Genomic DNA, 14,726 nt, shown 5'->3' with positions numbered 1-14,726 from the left:
TTTGTTTTAACTGGCTTACTTAGCTCATTATAGACCATGCTTCTTCATGAACAGGAAGGGTAAATTCACTTTCGAAGGGTGAGGAACCTGCTATCTTCCAGGCTCGGCCAGCTCGGCTGCAGGCAGCGTCAGCGTTACGGCCGTCCGTATGCCCGGCTTGCTCTGCAGCTCGATACGGGCGCCCGCCCCATAGTACAAGGCCAGACGTCCGTACACATTGGACAGCGCATAGGAAGACCTCTCCGCATGATCCGAATTCATCTGCCGGGTCACCTCCGCCGCATCCATGCCGCTGCCGTTGTCCTCCACGACCAGCCTCAGCTCCTGATCGTCACCGTCTATCCCGATATAGATAAACCCGCCCTGCTCCATATCCTTGAAGCCGTGCAGAATACTGTTCTCTACCAGCGGCTGCAGCAGGATCTTCACTACCGGTCTTCGGAGCAGCAGCGGATTTTTCAGCTCGATGACGAAGGTGAACAGCCCCTCATAGCATTTCTGCTGAATCTTCAAATACTGCCGGACATGCTCCAGCTCCTTCTCGAGAATCGTCAGCTCCCGACCGTTGTTCAGGCCAAGCTGAAACAGCTGCGACAGCGAGAAGATCATCTCCCTGACGTCCTGATGCTCCGCCGTCTCCGACTTCCATAGAATCGTGTTCAAGGTGTTATAGAGGAAATGAGGATCGATCTGGGCCTGAAGCACCTTCATCTCGGACTTGCGCTTCTCCTCCTCGGTCAGCTTGACCTCCACAATAAGCTCGTCCAGCCGCGCGAGCATCCGGTTAAAGCTGTGCCCGACCCGGCCCACCTCGTCCTCATACGGGCTTTCGAAGCGTACATCAAGCGCATCGCTTTGCTCCACCTTATGCATCAGCCCCTGCAGCCTGTACAACGGCCGGAGCAGCCGATCAGCCAGCCAGGTGGACATGAACAGCGCCAGCACGATGCAGACGGCCATAATCGCCATCACCAGCCACTTGATCGCGGCCATCGGACCCAGCAGCGCTTCCTTCGACTGCAGGCTGACCAGCGTCCAGTCCTCCGCCAATCGAAGCCGCGCATAATGGACGAGCAGCTCCGACTTTCCCTTGCCGAGTCCCAGATAACCGCTCGCAGACCCGGGAATATGCTCCATCAGCGCCTGGCGATCCGCCGCGCTGGCCTCCTCGTCCATAAACCGTACGGCCTGCTCCCCCTTGCCGTTCAAGAGCATGAAGCCGATCCGGGGGTCGCTGATGTTCTGGAGCATCAGCTCCCTTACCGCCTCCTCCCGGATATTGATGATCAGATAAACCCCCGCCGAGCTGCTCTCGACATACGGCTGCATCAGCAGGGAGATGACGCGAGCCCCCCCGGCAAACAGCTCGTCCGTATGGCTCTCGACCCAGATCGCGGGCGAGCCCTCCTCGAACAAGTCGAACAGCTCCGTATCCTGCAGCCTGACACGGGTATTCCGGACGGCCTGCGTCGGATAAAACTCGCCCACCGGCGTAACGATCAGCACTGAGTCGATAGACGTCTCCGTCAGCTTCATCTGGGCAAATGGCACCTGCAACGCGGTCAGATTCTGGTAATATCCTTCGATCGTCCCCGAGGCCACATCCTTCATCACTTGCCGGAACGGCTCGCTGATCATGATCGCAGACGAGGCTACGACCATACTTTTCAACCGCTCATCCAGCACCTGGGCGGACTTATTCAGCGTATTCCGGCTTAACTCGACCGCATTCTCCTCGGTCACCCTGGAGGCCAGGTAGACAGACATAAGGCCGGTGACCGAGGTGCATATAATCGCCAGCAGCACCAGAGCCGCCAGCAGCCTTTTTTTGAGCGACAACTGATACAGAATCCGCTGCATGGATGCGCCCCCCTCTTCCCTTATCTCGCAATTGCGTGTTCCCGCAGCTCTCGAGCTCAGCAACGGCCGGCTACCCCCTCGTGGTAACCCTGCCTGCCTCAGATCCCGACTCCTCCCGAATACGGCAAGAAAACCTGGCGGTTTCCCGTCAGGTTCTTTCCGTAATCCGGCATCTCGCCGGTTGGCTAACTGCGGTTACCCCTTGAGCGAGCCCGCGGTCATTTGCATAAATGATTTGTTGGCGAACAGATAGACGACCAGCATCGGCAAAATCGAGATGCAAGCCCCCGCCAGCATCAATTGTAGTTCAGCCGCGGCGCCGAGTCCATAGCGGAGATTGGACAGCCCGACCGTCAAGGTCTGCAGCTTCGGATTGCTCATGGTGAACACGTATGGCAGAATATATTCGTTCCAGGCATTACGGAAGGTAAACAGTGCCGTAACCCCGATCGCCGGGCGCAGCAGCGGCAGTATAATGCGCCAGTATACCGTATAAAAATTACAGCCGTCGATATAAGCCGCTTCGTCCAGATCTTTGGGAATTCCCTTGAAAAAGCCGATCAGCATGAAAAAGGCGGTCGCATGGGCGCTGATCAGGATCAGCACAACGCCCCAAAGGGAAGTATTCAGCCCAAGGGCGACCATCAGGTCAAACTGCGGACGGAGCACGACGGCGCCGATGGAAATAAACATCGTGCTGGCCTGCAGCCCTACGTACAGCTGCTTGCCCGCGAACTTCCCGCGGTCGACCGCATAAGCCGCCATCGTCGTGATCAGCAGCGTGCCGACCGTCGTGGCGAGGCTGACGAATACGCTGTTCCAGGTGAACAAGGCGAAATTCGCTTTTTTCCACGCTTCGGCATAGTTGGAGAACAGCCAATCCTTCGGGAACAGCGTTGCGCCGGCCGTTACCTCCAGATTGGTTTTGAAGGAACCGAGTATCGCTACGATGACGGGGAACAGCGTAAATACGGCGATGGCAAGCAGAAATACCCAGAGCAGCGTCATGGACGCATAGTGGAGCAAGCGGGAAGGCCCCGTCTCCTTATTGTTGCCCGCCGGGACGGTTTCGATAGTACTGGCAGTTGAAGTCACACGCGTTCAGTCTCCTTTCGAATGGATAGCAATCCAGCCGGATATTAGTACAGCTTGTTGAGCCTGCGGGAAGCGGCGAAGTAGAACAGCGTAACCACACCGACAATCAGAGCCGTCACGAAGCCGACTGCGCTTCCGTAGCCGATCTGCTGGACGTTCGCATTCGTCGTGGAGACCGGGAAGAAGAGCTTGTACACATAGAGGAACATGACCTCCGTCTTGCCGAACGGTCCGCCCTCGGTCAGCACCATGATGTTCTCGTAGCCCTTCAGAGACACCGTAATGACCAGCATCATAATCATCTGCAGGATAGGTCCCAGCAGCGGAATGGTAATATACCAGAACTTCTGCGGCGTATTCGCTCCGTCGATCGAGGCCGCCTCATACAGATCCTCCGAGATATTCTGAAGCCCGGCCAGGAACAACAACATGTAGTTCCCGATCGCTCCCCAGATCGCGATGATAATGACCGTCACCATCGCGTAATCCGGCCCCAGCCACTCGATCGGCTTGGAGACGATACCGAGCTTCATCAAGTATTGGTTCAGGATGCCGTTATAGGAGTTAAATACGATCCCGAATACGATCGACATAACGGAGGCGCTGATGATCGTCGGCATGAAATAGATCGCCCGCAGCACCTGGCGTCCCCGGATCGCACGGTTCAGGATCACGGCCAGCAGCAGCGACAGCGGGATCGTCACGACGATTTTCCCTGCCGCGTAGACGAATGTATTCACAACCGACTGCCAGAATACATCGTCGTTCATCACCCTCGTGAAGTTAGCCAGCCCGATAAACTGCGGCACCCCGTAGCCCGGGTAGTCATAGAACATATAACGGAGCGCCCACAGGATCGGGTACACCCCCAGCACCAGCGTGAACAATAGGCTTGGCACAATAAATACATATGAATGCAATGTCCGGTTCTTCACCTGCAACCCTCTCCCTGCTGTATCTGTTACCTTTATCTTAAAAGAAGAGCGGCATCAGCCGAGAGAGGGAATTTCACTTTGAGAGGGGGATAATGCTACTGTGTATGGCAGATCTCTTTCAGGGAGCATGCAGGCGACAAGAAGCCGTCTACTTGCCCGGCTCGTACAGCTGCCGGAATTCCGACGGAGTCATGCCCGTGTGACGCTTGAACAGTTCGCTGAAGTAAGGCCGATCCTCATAGCCAAGCTGAAGGGAAATTTCCTGGACCTGCATGCCCTGAATCAGCAGCTCCTTGGCTTTCTCCATCCTCTCGGAGGTCACGAACTGCGTGATGGTCATCCCCGTGACCTTCTTGAATAGATTGGAGAAGTAACTGCTGCTCAAATAAACCATCTTCGCATAATCGCCGACCGACAGATTCGCATCGATATGCGTGCGGATATAATCGATGACGTGATCGACCTGCTGGTTGGCCTCCTTGGTCTGCTGCCGTCTCACCCACTCGCAGCCGGCCCGGCAGAAATCCGTCATTTTGGCCTGCAAGCCTGTCAGCGTGGCACCGGAATCCCTCTGGATATCCGCCAGCTTCTCTTCCAGCTCGGCCATATCGCCGTCAGCCATCTTCTCTGCAATCACCCGGTTCATCATGAAAGCCAGCTCGTAATATACGGTCTTCAGCGAGCCAGGGTCCGGGACCTCCCCCTCCCGGCGGCTTTCGGCGAAGATACGCTCCAGCCACTCGAGCGCCTTCTCCTCATTGCCCAGACGGATATTGTACAGCAGTTCCTTCTCCAGCTCCGGCTCCGGCCTCCGGGAAGGCGTGCGTCCGGCATGTAGATTGCGGAAGCTGTAGACGCTGTCGCCGCCGGTATAGAAGCTGTAAGACAGAGCAGTTACCGCCTGCTGATACGATAGCGCGATATCTTGAACCTCCCGCACCGGCGATCCGATCCCGATCGACACCGTATAGTGCGAGTAGCGGGCAATATGCTCACGACAGCGCTCGGCGATTGCCTCCGCGTCCTCGCGGGCGGACGGGTTGATCACGGCGACGAACTGATGCAGATTTTCCCGGAACATCAGACCTTTCGTGCTGCTGCCGATCGTTTCTTCGATAATATTCTGAATCGTGAAGCGGACCAGCTCCACCTCCTGGATCGGCAGCGTCAGACTCAGGCTGGCAAAGCGGTCGACCTCGATCAGCATCACGATAAAATCATGCCGTTCGAGATCGATTTCCAGAAAATTCCATCTCTCTTCCACACTGGTCAAGCTGGAAGGCACCTGAAGCAGCATCCGGAAAAATTCCTGACGCAGGACAGGCATGCTCTCGCGAACCTTGCTCTCCATATCCTTCAAACGTTCCAGACGGACCAGCTCCAGCATAACCGATTGCTTGGCCTTCAGCACGACATCGACAATTTGCGAAGGCATGAACGGCTTCTGGATAAAGTCAAAGGCCCCCAGCCGAATGGCTTGCTGCGCGTATTCAAAATCACTATAGCCGCTCATAAAAATAATACGGGACAACGAGCTTTCCTCTAGGATAAGACGCGTCATCTCCAGTCCGTCCATCCGCGGCATACGGATATCTGTCAATATAATATGCGGACGGGTACGGCGGATCAGCTCCATCCCGTCCTCTCCGTTGGAGGCCGTCCCGACGATCTCGATGCCATGGGCCGGCCAGTCGATCTGCTTGACAATCCCGTTCACGACAGTCCGGATGTCATCGATGATGCATAATGTGATAGGCTCTGACATTCGTGCGCACCTCCTGATCCTGCTGCTTGCCCCTCAGTATAAGGGAATCTTTTCCCTAGGGACAGCCCCTAATCTCACTATCGGACGGGGACAAACCTGCGTTTTTGGCTCACAGAATGCTAAAGAAAGTCATCTGGTAGTGTTTCCCTATCAGCCGGTTCGTCATGCAGGCGATGACTGGAGATCGGCCACCGGACGCTTTATAATGAAAGCAGTTCAATGCCAAAAGGAGCCGCTGCAAATGACCAAACCTGTTCTCGTTTTCATCATCGGCCCAGCAGGAGCGGGCAAGACGACTGTCGCCAAAGCGTTGGCGCGCAGCAGCCGCACGCCTTTATTCGATATGGACACTTTGCTGCGCCCGGCCGCAGAGAAGATCATGTCGCTGGCGGGACTGGATCCGAATGACCGCGACTCCCAGGTTTACAAGACCCGCTGCCGCGACCTCGGCTACCGGATCACGATGGATGCCGTGCTGGAGAACTTGGAGCTTGGCCTATCCGCGCTGGTGGTCGGCCCCTTTACCAAGGAGACGGAAGACCCCGAGTGGCCGGAGCGCGAGCTTGCCCGTATCGGGGCCTCTCTTCAGGACGTGGAGCTGAAGGTCATCAGCGTGTATTTGCCTGACGATCGCGCCTACCAGCTGCGGATTCAACAAAGAGCCTCCATACTGGATGTATGGAAGCTCGAGAATTGGGATAGCTTTCGTCCGTCGTTACGCCGCAGGGAGATCCATTGGCCCATCCCGTCTTCGGCCCTGCTGGATTTCGACAACTCCGGGCCGCTTACTCCGGATAAGCTGGAGCAGCTTAACCGGCTTGTGTTCGGAACAAGCCGTACCCCTTGATCTGGTCCCACGCGGGCTCCTTGTCGATCATCAACCCGGCGGATCGTTCCTGGAGCCCGACCTCAACGAGCCAGCGGGTAAAGCTCGCGACCGGCATCGTCTCCATCTCCTCGAGGCTGAAGAAGCCCGCGCCGTCCACTTCCACGCCGTCGGGCTGCGGCTCCCCGGAGACGTACTCCATCGCAAAGGCAATATACACATTGTGGATGCTGCGAGGCTGATCGCGCAGGGCGACAACGCTTTTCACCACGGCCGTGATCCCCGCTTCCTCCTGGACTTCTCTTTCCACCGTCTCCTGGATTGGCTCCAGCTGCTCAATATATCCGCCGGGATTCGTCCAGTTGCCCTTGCCCGGCTCCTGCGCCCGGCGGACGAGCAGCACCTTGCCCTCCCGGATAACTAAAGCTCCGACACCGATGCTATAATCGCCCCAATGCACGTAGCTGCACCCGGTGCACGCTTTTCTAGGCGTGCCGTCTACGTCCCGGATCTCTAGAGCATGGCCGCAAGCCATACAAAATTTCGCTTCCACAAACGCCACCTCGGTGTATAGAGAATAAACAACCTGCCCATTGTACCATAAATTCGTCCGTTATAGCCCGGATTCGCCTGCAGCCAGGCGGCTTGCTTAAATACGTATTCCTCTCCTTACGCGTCGCCCCGCAGCCGGTCCGCCAGCCAGTCGAAGGACGCTCTGCCGGATATTTCATGACGACCGGGGAATATATCCGAGCGGAACCGGTCCGGTGCACCCAAGCCGCTGTAAATGTTCTCCAGCTCCGCTATCGCTGCCCGTACATGCTCCACCGGAAAGATCGGATCGTTCTCGCCCGATTCGACGAACAAGCTGCGCGGAGCGATCAGGCCGATCAGCTCCGGCTGCTCGGCATCGCGGAGAATGCCCGGCAAGTAATTGTCGATGCAGTGATTCATCGCCAGGATGCTGCCGCGGAACGTATTCGTCCATCCGGTCAGCACGGCAGCTTGTATCCGCTCATCCAGCCCGGCTGTAAAAGCGCCGATCAGCCCGCCTCCGGAAAATCCGAAAACACCGAGACGCTCCGGGATAACGTCCTCGCGGGACTGCATATAATCCAAAGCGCGCATAGCCTCGTATACCCGGATACCGGCCAGCGTCTTGCCATGCATCAGCAGTTGGGCAGATAAGGTTGCGCAGGAGCTGTAGTTCGGATTCGCCTTGAGCTCGGCCGCCAGGCGGCGAACGCCGAAGCCCATGATTTCGGGGATCACGACTAGCAGTCCACGCTTCACCAGCTCGACGGCAAAGCGGTTGTGAATACCGGGAGCTTCGAGCGGCACCCCGTCCGCATCGAGTCCGGCCGCATCCCGCTGGCCGCCGCCATGTCCGTGACAGGCCAATACGGCGGGCCAAGGTCCCTTGCCGTCCTTCGGCACGAGCACCATGACCGGAACATGCACGGCTTCCATGGTCGTATACGCTACCCGCTCCAGAATAAAGTCGCCGTAATCCTGCACGTCCAGCGTCACGGGCTGCAGCGGAGCCTTGTCCGTCGGGAACTCTCCGAGCGCTAGCCTCAAACGGCTCTGCAGCTCCTGTCGACCCGCTTCTGAGTAGAGCGCCCCCGTTTTATTCTGCCTTGTCAGCTCGCTTTGCTCAACCTGCTTGTTCAGAAATGCATCGGTCGTCCAATCCATCGTCTCTTCCACTCCCTGTAAATTCATTGATCTGGCGAGTATTATACCTTGCTTTCTCTACTGAAAAAAGGGGGTCAGCATGCTTTATGTAGAGGTATAAAGCTGCATCTAGAGGTCGCTCCCGCTCACATCGAAAACTGCTTGCGGAACCGGAGCGGGGTTACGCCGACTTGCTTCTTGAAGCAGCTGGTAAAATAAGGGGTGTAGCGGAAGCCGACCTGTTCGGCGATCTCGGCGACGGACCACTCCGTCTTGAGCAGCAGCAGCTTCGCCTGCTCGATCCGATAGGCCGCAAGAAACTCCATCGGCGTGCAGCCGTAGCACTGCTTCATGCATCGGGTGATGTAATTCGGATGAAAGTGCAGCGCGTCGGAGAGGGACACATTGGTCAGATCCTTCCGGTAATTTTGCTTGAGGAACGCTTCGGTTCTCCCGGCCAGCGCCGCTACCTGTGACGCTTGATCGGCTGAGCTTCCCTGGTCCATCCGGCGAAGCAGCTCCAGAAAAAGCTGCTGCTCCTGCCAAAAAGCGACGGAACGCGTTTCGACCGAAAGCTCCAGCAAGCGCTCGACGGAGCGGTATAAGTCCTGCGCATCCCTGATGAAGCAGGACTTGGGAATAGCAATCGCCGAGCGGTTCACATAGGGGAACGCATCCGTTGCCTTGGACATCAGACCGGACTGCTTCATCGAGCTTAAGGGCTGCAGCTCCTCCCATTCGCCCATAATCTGAAAATGAATCCAGTAAAAGACGGTCTCCTCCTCGCAAGGCTGAGCCGAGTAATGATAGCCGTCAGGACTTAACAGAAGGGTTTGCCCCGGAAGGAGCGTCCACTTCCGATCCCCTTCCCCCATGTGCAAGACGCCGCTGACGACGATCAAAAGGTCGAATATGCCGAGCCCCGTCCGGCTCGGATGCTGCCAGCCGGGCTGGTAGACGGATTTCCCGCATTCCAGGTAATAAGGAAGAGGCGGAGCTTGGATGGATATGAGCGGGGAATCGTTCATCCGCCTTCACCTTTCTGTGTGAAATATTATAAAAAACAAGTTGAGCTTCGCTGTATTTTTGCTTTATTTTATCATCTACAATAGGGATGTGGAAGACCTACTATACGATTCGAGGAGTGTTAAATAGCCATGAGCAGCTCATTCCAGACCATCAAGCCAAGCGTACGGATTGACGATCCTTTTTGGACGCCTTATACGGCTCTGATCCGCGACAAGGTTATTCCTTATCAATGGAAGGCATTGAACGATCAGATTCCCGATGCGGCTCCAAGCTATGCCATTCGGAACTTTCGAATAGCAGCGGGCCTCGAGGAGGGCGAATTCGGCGGCATGGTGTTTCAGGACAGCGATCCGGCCAAGTGGCTGGAGGCGGTCGGTTACTCCCTGGCCGCTCATCCCGACCCCGAGCTTGAAGAGCTCGCCGACGGGCTGATCGATCTGATCGTGGCCGCCCAGCAGCCGGACGGCTACTTGAACACGTATTTCACCATAAAGGAACCCGGGTTACGGTGGACGAATCTGCACGAATGCCATGAGCTTTACTGTGCCGGGCACATGATGGAAGCGGCGGTTGCTTATTATGAAGCGACCGGCAAGCGGAAGCTGCTGGACGCGATGTGCCGCTTCGCCGATTATATCGACTCCGTATTCGGTACAGAACCGGGCAAGCTGCCGGGCTACGACGGGCATCAGGAGATCGAGCTTGCGCTGGTGAAGCTGTACGAAGCCACCGGCGAGGAACGGTACCTGCGCTTAAGCCAATATTTTATCGATCAACGCGGACAGGCGCCCGATTACTTTGTGGAGGAATGGGAACGGCGCGGACAAACATCGTATTGGCGGCAAGGCAAGGTTCCCTCTCCCTCTGCGGCCTATAACCAGAGTCATCTGCCGGTCCGCGAGCAGAGCGTGGCCGTCGGCCATGCCGTGAGAGCCGTCTATATGTATGCGGCTATGGCCGATCTGGCCTTGCTGAAACAGGATAACGAATTGCTCGAGGCGTGCCGCCGGCTGTGGAGCAATATCACCACCCGGCAAATGTATGTGACCGGCGGCATCGGATCCACTCACCATGGAGAAGCCTTCTCCTTCGACTACGATCTGCCCAATGATACGGTGTATGCCGAAACCTGCGCGTCCATCGGACTTATTTTCTTTGCCCGCCGCATGCTGCAAATGGAGCAGAAAAGCGACTACGCGGATGTGATGGAGCGCGCGCTGTACAATCTGGTGCTCGGCAGCATGTCGCTGGACGGTACGCGGTATTTCTACGTCAACCCGCTGGAAGTATGGCCCGAAGCCTGCGAGAAAAACCCCGGGAAGCACCATGTGAAGCCCGAGCGGCAGAAATGGTTCGGATGCTCCTGCTGCCCGCCGAATGTAGCCAGGCTTATCGCCTCTCTGGGAGACTATATTTACTCGACCCATGGCAGCAAGCTGTTTGTCCATTTATTTATCGGCGGCGAGGCCGAGCTTGTCGTGGAGCAGGAAACGGTAGGCATCCAGCAGCAGTCTGCGCTTCCTTGGAACGGAAACGTCGGCTTCCGGCTCCGGCTCCAGCGGCCCAAGCGGTTTACGCTCGCCCTGCGGGTGCCTGCCTGGTGCAGCGGAGAGGCTCTCCTGAGCATCAATGGCGAAGTCTGCACGGACTCGATCCGCATCGTGAATGGCTATGCCGAGATCGACCGTATATGGACCGACAGCGATCAGATCGAGTGGACGCTGCCTGTGCGCGCTCAATGGGTAGAGGGCCATCCCTCCATCCGAGCCCTGGCAGGTAAAGCAGCCATTCAGCGCGGCCCGCTGGTGTACTGCCTAGAGGAGCTGGATAACGGCGCCCCCCTCTCCTCGCTCACGCTTGCCTCCGGCTCCGGGTTGACCGAGACTTTCGACCCTCAGCTCTTCGGCGGCGTATACGTGATCGAGGGGGAGGCCGCGAGGGATGACGCCGGTTCCTGGTCGGAGGAGCCCTATCGTCCCTTGCAGCTGGAAAGCCGGCCGGCCGCGTTCCGCGCCGTCCCTTACTTCTTATGGGGCAACCGCGGTCGGGGCGAGATGTCCGTCTGGAACCGGGTTCAGTAAGTGGCAGAAGAAAATAAAGGGATGTACATATTAGGCCTAACTAATATGTAGATCCTTTTATTTTTCGGACTAAGGAAAAAAGCATGAATCGTGGATCGATCGTTTCGCTAACTGGCAGCATAGTTGATTAAAACAAAACAATATCTTGTAGCCCCTCTAAAATCACCCTATTATTTAAGGAAATGAAATAGTGAAAATTTACATTCCATCTAACTGTGGGTCCAAGGGGAAATGAATAATGTTAGAAAAACCGGACGTTACCAGTATCATCCATACTCTTTATGAAGAAGGCATCATTGATAGGAATGTTATTGCAACTAATAACAGGAGCGGAACTACCGATGGTATTGTTTATTTTCTTTCAGAGCATGATGAGCCAAAATACGTTCTGAAAATTGACCATCCGCATCAAATTGCTTTGACCGAACAATTTCTTGGGACTTATCGGCATCTGGAACTTTTCCCCGAAATTCTCTATACGGATCCTGCAAAAGCGTATCTCGTGTATACATACCTTACAGGGACAACTCATTATAATCGTGGATTAAAAATAAATTGGCTGACAATCTTAGTGAAAGAACTTTTCAATCATTACGAAAAATATGTACAAACGGACCAATGGGGAAGGCTAGAATCTCCGATTCCATCTTGGCGTGAGTGGAACTATCGCAGTTTAGTGGATACGAGAAATGATTGGGGAAGCCTTTTATCCATCGAGGATTTCAACAGAGTAGAATCCATATTTGAGAACATATCGAAGCATGAGGATCAACAAGTAAGATATTTGCTGCAAGGGGATACGGGTGTGCATAATTTTGTGTTTTATGAACACTCATTGGTTGGTGTTATCGACCCAGCACCGATGATTGGTCCTCTGCTATATGACTTCACTTACGCTTTTTGCTCTTCTCCAGACGATCTAAACCTAGAAACTTTAATGGCAGCCTTTGATTTGCTCCATCATGAGCCTATTGAAAGATCAAGGTTGATTGAAGAAGTCATCTTTCAACTTTATTGTCGAATCGGAATCTGTATAAAATTCCATCCGCATGATTTGGAAGATTACTTAATAGCGTGGGAATATTGGAAGTCGGTGTAACCGATTTACGGATTGCCGCCATCAGGCCGAGTGGGGCTGTGCCGTTCTCGCCACGCTTGCCAAAGGTTCGTTGTCTCGTGAACGTTGGGAGCATTATGTCGCCCAGCAGCATGCGAACAAGTATGTACAGGATAAAACGAGTTACCCCATCCACAAGAGGACTAGAAACAGAACAATCGCCATGGAGCAAGCAAACGGAGAAATACGGAGGTTGGGAGAAATGAATATTAATCTCGAAACGCTGATCTATGCCTTAAGCCGACGGTTCAATAAGGATATCATCTCGGCCGACTGTCAAACCATGCCGCTACAGGGCGGTACTGTGGGAAATGTGTACCTGGTAACGGGGATCGTCGAAACCGCGGATGGCGAAAAATTGCCGTACCGTATCGTTCTGAAAATTCAGAAGAAATGGGAGCGTTACGGCGATCCGGGTTCATGGCGCCGGGAATATGATCTCTATACGTCTGACTTGGGAGCGACGTTCTCTGATGCCTTACGCTGGCCGGCATGTTATCACGCCGAGATCAATGCCGAAGAAAATGAATTCCAGCTATGGCTGGAATATATCGATGGTGTAACCGGTTTAGACTTGACCGGTGACATGTATGAACAGGCTGCGCTGGAGTTAGGACGCTTTCAAGGCAAACTGTATGCGGAGCAGCCCGCTGTGCTGCAGAGCCTGACTAACCTAAGCCATGCGGATCTCATGAAGAATACATATCAGCATTACCGGTCATGGCCGATTGTCTACGATTATATACGCTCGGAAAACTGCGGATTCCCGCAGCACGTGCGTCAAATGCTCATCGATATCGATGAGCACGCAGACGAGATACTCGCCCGCATCGAAAAATTGCCCCTCGTGCTATGCCACCGGGACTTCTGGGTGACCAACCTGATCTATGCCGATGGGAAAATCGCACTCATCGACTGGGATACATCCGGATGGGGTTACTTGGGCGAGGATCTCGCAAGCCTGATTGCGGATGAAGCGGATATCGACCACATGGTCGAATACTACCAGCGATGTGTCCCCGCGTATTACAAAGGCTTTGCGGAGTATGCGGATGTATCCCATATCGCTGATCATTGCGTCTACGAGATGATCCTTCTCGTATTCGGGTACAGGCTTGTGGAGTGGTATCTCCACGCAGAGGACGATGACGAGAAGACGAACCTTGTCCATACGCTCCAAAAAATCTATGAAATGAAGACCAGCCCTCACTCGAAAGAAAACCAATTTTAGCGAGGGATTCGAAGTTAGATACGTCTCTTCATAAGAGTAACGGAAAAGAGAATGAACAAACCGAATTCGATGACCTAGGCTGCTTGGCTTCAACCTCTGCAATGCTTTGCCAAGTCTTCCTGCAGCATTGTTAGAGTCACTTCCGTTATGACTAGATCGCCTAGTGGTTATAATCTGATAATGTATTGAACTAGCTTCTCCGGTTAGCGTAATGCCTTTAGGTAAAAACATCGTGGGGCGTTAGTTGACTACCTTAAATCTTGTTCAGTTACGATTCAAGGTTTAGAAGAAACTGTCGGGTGACTTGATAGGCGTCTTCCCATCCCATCTTAGCATAGAATCGAAGTCCGTCGAGTCCTTTGAAATAATAGGCACCAATCAACCGCTCTTTAAAATTAGGAATCGTGATGCTAGATTCCGCTTGGTAGTCTAGATACGTCTGGATTACGCCGTTGCTAGGCATATGCCGATCTAGAATCACAAGGTCAACCAGGGAATCGCCGTACAAGCAATTGCCATCAATAATGCCTGTAATTCGTGTACCGTCCGACAAAATGTTCCACTGGTGAAAATCTCCGTGAATAAAGTTCCTGTGTGGTTCGCCAGTACCACATCTAATAGCTGGAAAACGAACCATGCTCTCGATAAAGTCATAGTGGATATTGGACTTCTCAAGCCCACGAGGATTGGATACTGGAGTTTGGCTATTAGGTTACGTGATATATGAAATAAAGATTTTGGGTGGCTTCACTGTTTTGTCCGACATAAATCATCATGCTCCCTAATTATTTGTCTTTGTCCCATCCTACGAACCAAGCATCTCCAACAAATTCATTCCAACAAAGAATCAGACCTTTTGCCTTTACCCTCCATTCGCAGAATAAGTTATCTGAACCAAATATTTCGTACAAGAAACCATCATTTTGTTCATTACGATCAAATTTGAGAATCTCTAGTTCCTTAAAATCAGTACATTCAATAAGCGTAAGCGTCTAACAAGAAGGTGTATTCCAACTCAGTCTAGATTTTGAGACAATTCCGTTAGAGTAGTCGTTGGAGTTTTTCGACTCTACTCGAAAAACTCTAATGGGAGTGTGTCCAATTGCAAAC

The 14,726-nt window shown here is 54.0% G+C and carries 12 protein-coding genes; 4 read left to right on the top strand and 8 right to left on the bottom strand.

From position 1 onward, the window contains the following. Positions 1-90: 90 nt before the first annotated feature. The 4 genes from GSF01_RS26250 to GSF01_RS26235 all read right to left on the bottom strand — a co-directional run bounded on the left by GSF01_RS26250 (position 91) and on the right by GSF01_RS26235 (position 5,655). Positions 91-1,860, bottom strand: coding sequence for a cache domain-containing sensor histidine kinase (locus GSF01_RS26250; protein ID WP_159888228.1), 1,770 nt, complete (start codon positions 1,858-1,860; stop codon positions 91-93). A 195-nt stretch (positions 1,861-2,055) separates the two neighbouring features. After that, positions 2,056-2,868 (bottom strand): carbohydrate ABC transporter permease, encoded by an 813-nt coding sequence (locus GSF01_RS26245; protein WP_159888254.1) that lies wholly within the window; start codon positions 2,866-2,868, stop codon positions 2,056-2,058. 131 nt (positions 2,869-2,999) lie between these two features. Next, positions 3,000-3,890 (bottom strand): carbohydrate ABC transporter permease, encoded by an 891-nt coding sequence (locus GSF01_RS26240; RefSeq protein WP_159888227.1) that lies wholly within the window; start codon positions 3,888-3,890, stop codon positions 3,000-3,002. 148 nt (positions 3,891-4,038) lie between these two features. Beyond that, positions 4,039-5,655, bottom strand: a complete 1,617-nt coding sequence (locus GSF01_RS26235) for a helix-turn-helix domain-containing protein (protein WP_159888226.1) — start codon at positions 5,653-5,655, stop codon at positions 4,039-4,041. Positions 5,656-5,896: 241 nt separating this feature from the next. Between GSF01_RS26235 and GSF01_RS26230 the strand changes: the two genes are divergently transcribed. Next, on the top strand, positions 5,897-6,502 hold the full coding sequence (locus GSF01_RS26230) for an AAA family ATPase (protein WP_159888225.1): 606 nt from the start codon (positions 5,897-5,899) through the stop codon (positions 6,500-6,502). On the opposite strand, the gene GSF01_RS26225 is transcribed toward GSF01_RS26230, so the two are convergent. From GSF01_RS26225 to GSF01_RS26215, 3 genes are all read right to left on the bottom strand, one after another. Further along, on the bottom strand, positions 6,465-7,034 hold the full coding sequence (locus tag GSF01_RS26225) for an NUDIX hydrolase (protein ID WP_159888224.1): 570 nt from the start codon (positions 7,032-7,034) through the stop codon (positions 6,465-6,467). The genes GSF01_RS26230 and GSF01_RS26225 overlap by 38 nt on opposite strands. A gap of 116 nt (positions 7,035-7,150) precedes the next feature. Continuing rightward, positions 7,151-8,179, bottom strand: coding sequence for an alpha/beta hydrolase family protein (locus GSF01_RS26220; RefSeq protein ID WP_159888223.1), 1,029 nt, complete (start codon positions 8,177-8,179; stop codon positions 7,151-7,153). A gap of 125 nt (positions 8,180-8,304) precedes the next feature. Further along, positions 8,305-9,186 (bottom strand): helix-turn-helix domain-containing protein, encoded by an 882-nt coding sequence (locus GSF01_RS26215; protein WP_159888222.1) that lies wholly within the window; start codon positions 9,184-9,186, stop codon positions 8,305-8,307. A 129-nt stretch (positions 9,187-9,315) separates the two neighbouring features. Here GSF01_RS26215 and GSF01_RS26210 point away from each other — a divergent pair, with 129 nt between their 5' ends. The 3 genes from GSF01_RS26210 to GSF01_RS26200 all read left to right on the top strand — a co-directional run bounded on the left by GSF01_RS26210 (position 9,316) and on the right by GSF01_RS26200 (position 13,616). Beyond that, on the top strand, positions 9,316-11,268 hold the full coding sequence (locus GSF01_RS26210) for a glycoside hydrolase family 127 protein (RefSeq protein WP_201305488.1): 1,953 nt from the start codon (positions 9,316-9,318) through the stop codon (positions 11,266-11,268). 238 nt (positions 11,269-11,506) lie between these two features. Next, positions 11,507-12,367, top strand: coding sequence for an aminoglycoside phosphotransferase family protein (locus GSF01_RS26205; protein WP_159888221.1), 861 nt, complete (start codon positions 11,507-11,509; stop codon positions 12,365-12,367). A gap of 220 nt (positions 12,368-12,587) precedes the next feature. Next, the gene (locus GSF01_RS26200) at positions 12,588-13,616 is read left to right on the top strand and encodes an aminoglycoside phosphotransferase family protein (RefSeq protein ID WP_159888220.1); all 1,029 of its coding nucleotides are present in this window, start codon (positions 12,588-12,590) and stop codon (positions 13,614-13,616) included. A 268-nt stretch (positions 13,617-13,884) separates the two neighbouring features. On the opposite strand, the gene GSF01_RS30495 is transcribed toward GSF01_RS26200, so the two are convergent. Further along, a complete protein-coding gene (locus GSF01_RS30495; RefSeq protein ID WP_159888219.1) occupies positions 13,885-14,253 on the bottom strand; it encodes a phosphotransferase in 369 nt (122 codons plus the stop codon). Positions 14,254-14,726: the final 473 nt, after the last annotated feature.

It is taken from the genome of Paenibacillus puerhi (assembly GCF_009846885.1).
GTDB classification, from domain to species: Bacteria; Bacillota; Bacilli; order Paenibacillales; family NBRC-103111; genus Paenibacillus_G; species Paenibacillus_G puerhi.
This window is presented reverse-complemented; position numbering and strand designations above follow the sequence as displayed.

Excerpts from the sequence above, each read along its gene's own strand:
- GSF01_RS26250 (WP_159888228.1), bottom strand. The coding sequence starts at position 1,860 with ATGCAGCGGATTCTGTATCAGTTGTCGCTCAAAAAAAGGCTGCTGGCG.
- GSF01_RS26245 (WP_159888254.1), bottom strand. The coding sequence starts at position 2,868 with ATGACGCTGCTCTGGGTATTTCTGCTTGCCATCGCCGTATTTACGCTG.
- GSF01_RS26235 (WP_159888226.1), bottom strand. The coding sequence starts at position 5,655 with ATGTCAGAGCCTATCACATTATGCATCATCGATGACATCCGGACTGTC.
- GSF01_RS26230 (WP_159888225.1), top strand. The coding sequence starts at position 5,897 with ATGACCAAACCTGTTCTCGTTTTCATCATCGGCCCAGCAGGAGCGGGC.
- GSF01_RS26220 (WP_159888223.1), bottom strand. The coding sequence starts at position 8,179 with ATGGATTGGACGACCGATGCATTTCTGAACAAGCAGGTTGAGCAAAGC.
- GSF01_RS26215 (WP_159888222.1), bottom strand. The coding sequence starts at position 9,186 with ATGAACGATTCCCCGCTCATATCCATCCAAGCTCCGCCTCTTCCTTAT.
- GSF01_RS26210 (WP_201305488.1), top strand. The coding sequence starts at position 9,316 with ATGAGCAGCTCATTCCAGACCATCAAGCCAAGCGTACGGATTGACGAT.
- GSF01_RS26205 (WP_159888221.1), top strand. The coding sequence starts at position 11,507 with ATGTTAGAAAAACCGGACGTTACCAGTATCATCCATACTCTTTATGAA.
- GSF01_RS26200 (WP_159888220.1), top strand. The coding sequence starts at position 12,588 with ATGAATATTAATCTCGAAACGCTGATCTATGCCTTAAGCCGACGGTTC.
- GSF01_RS30495 (WP_159888219.1), bottom strand. The coding sequence starts at position 14,253 with ATGGTTCGTTTTCCAGCTATTAGATGTGGTACTGGCGAACCACACAGG.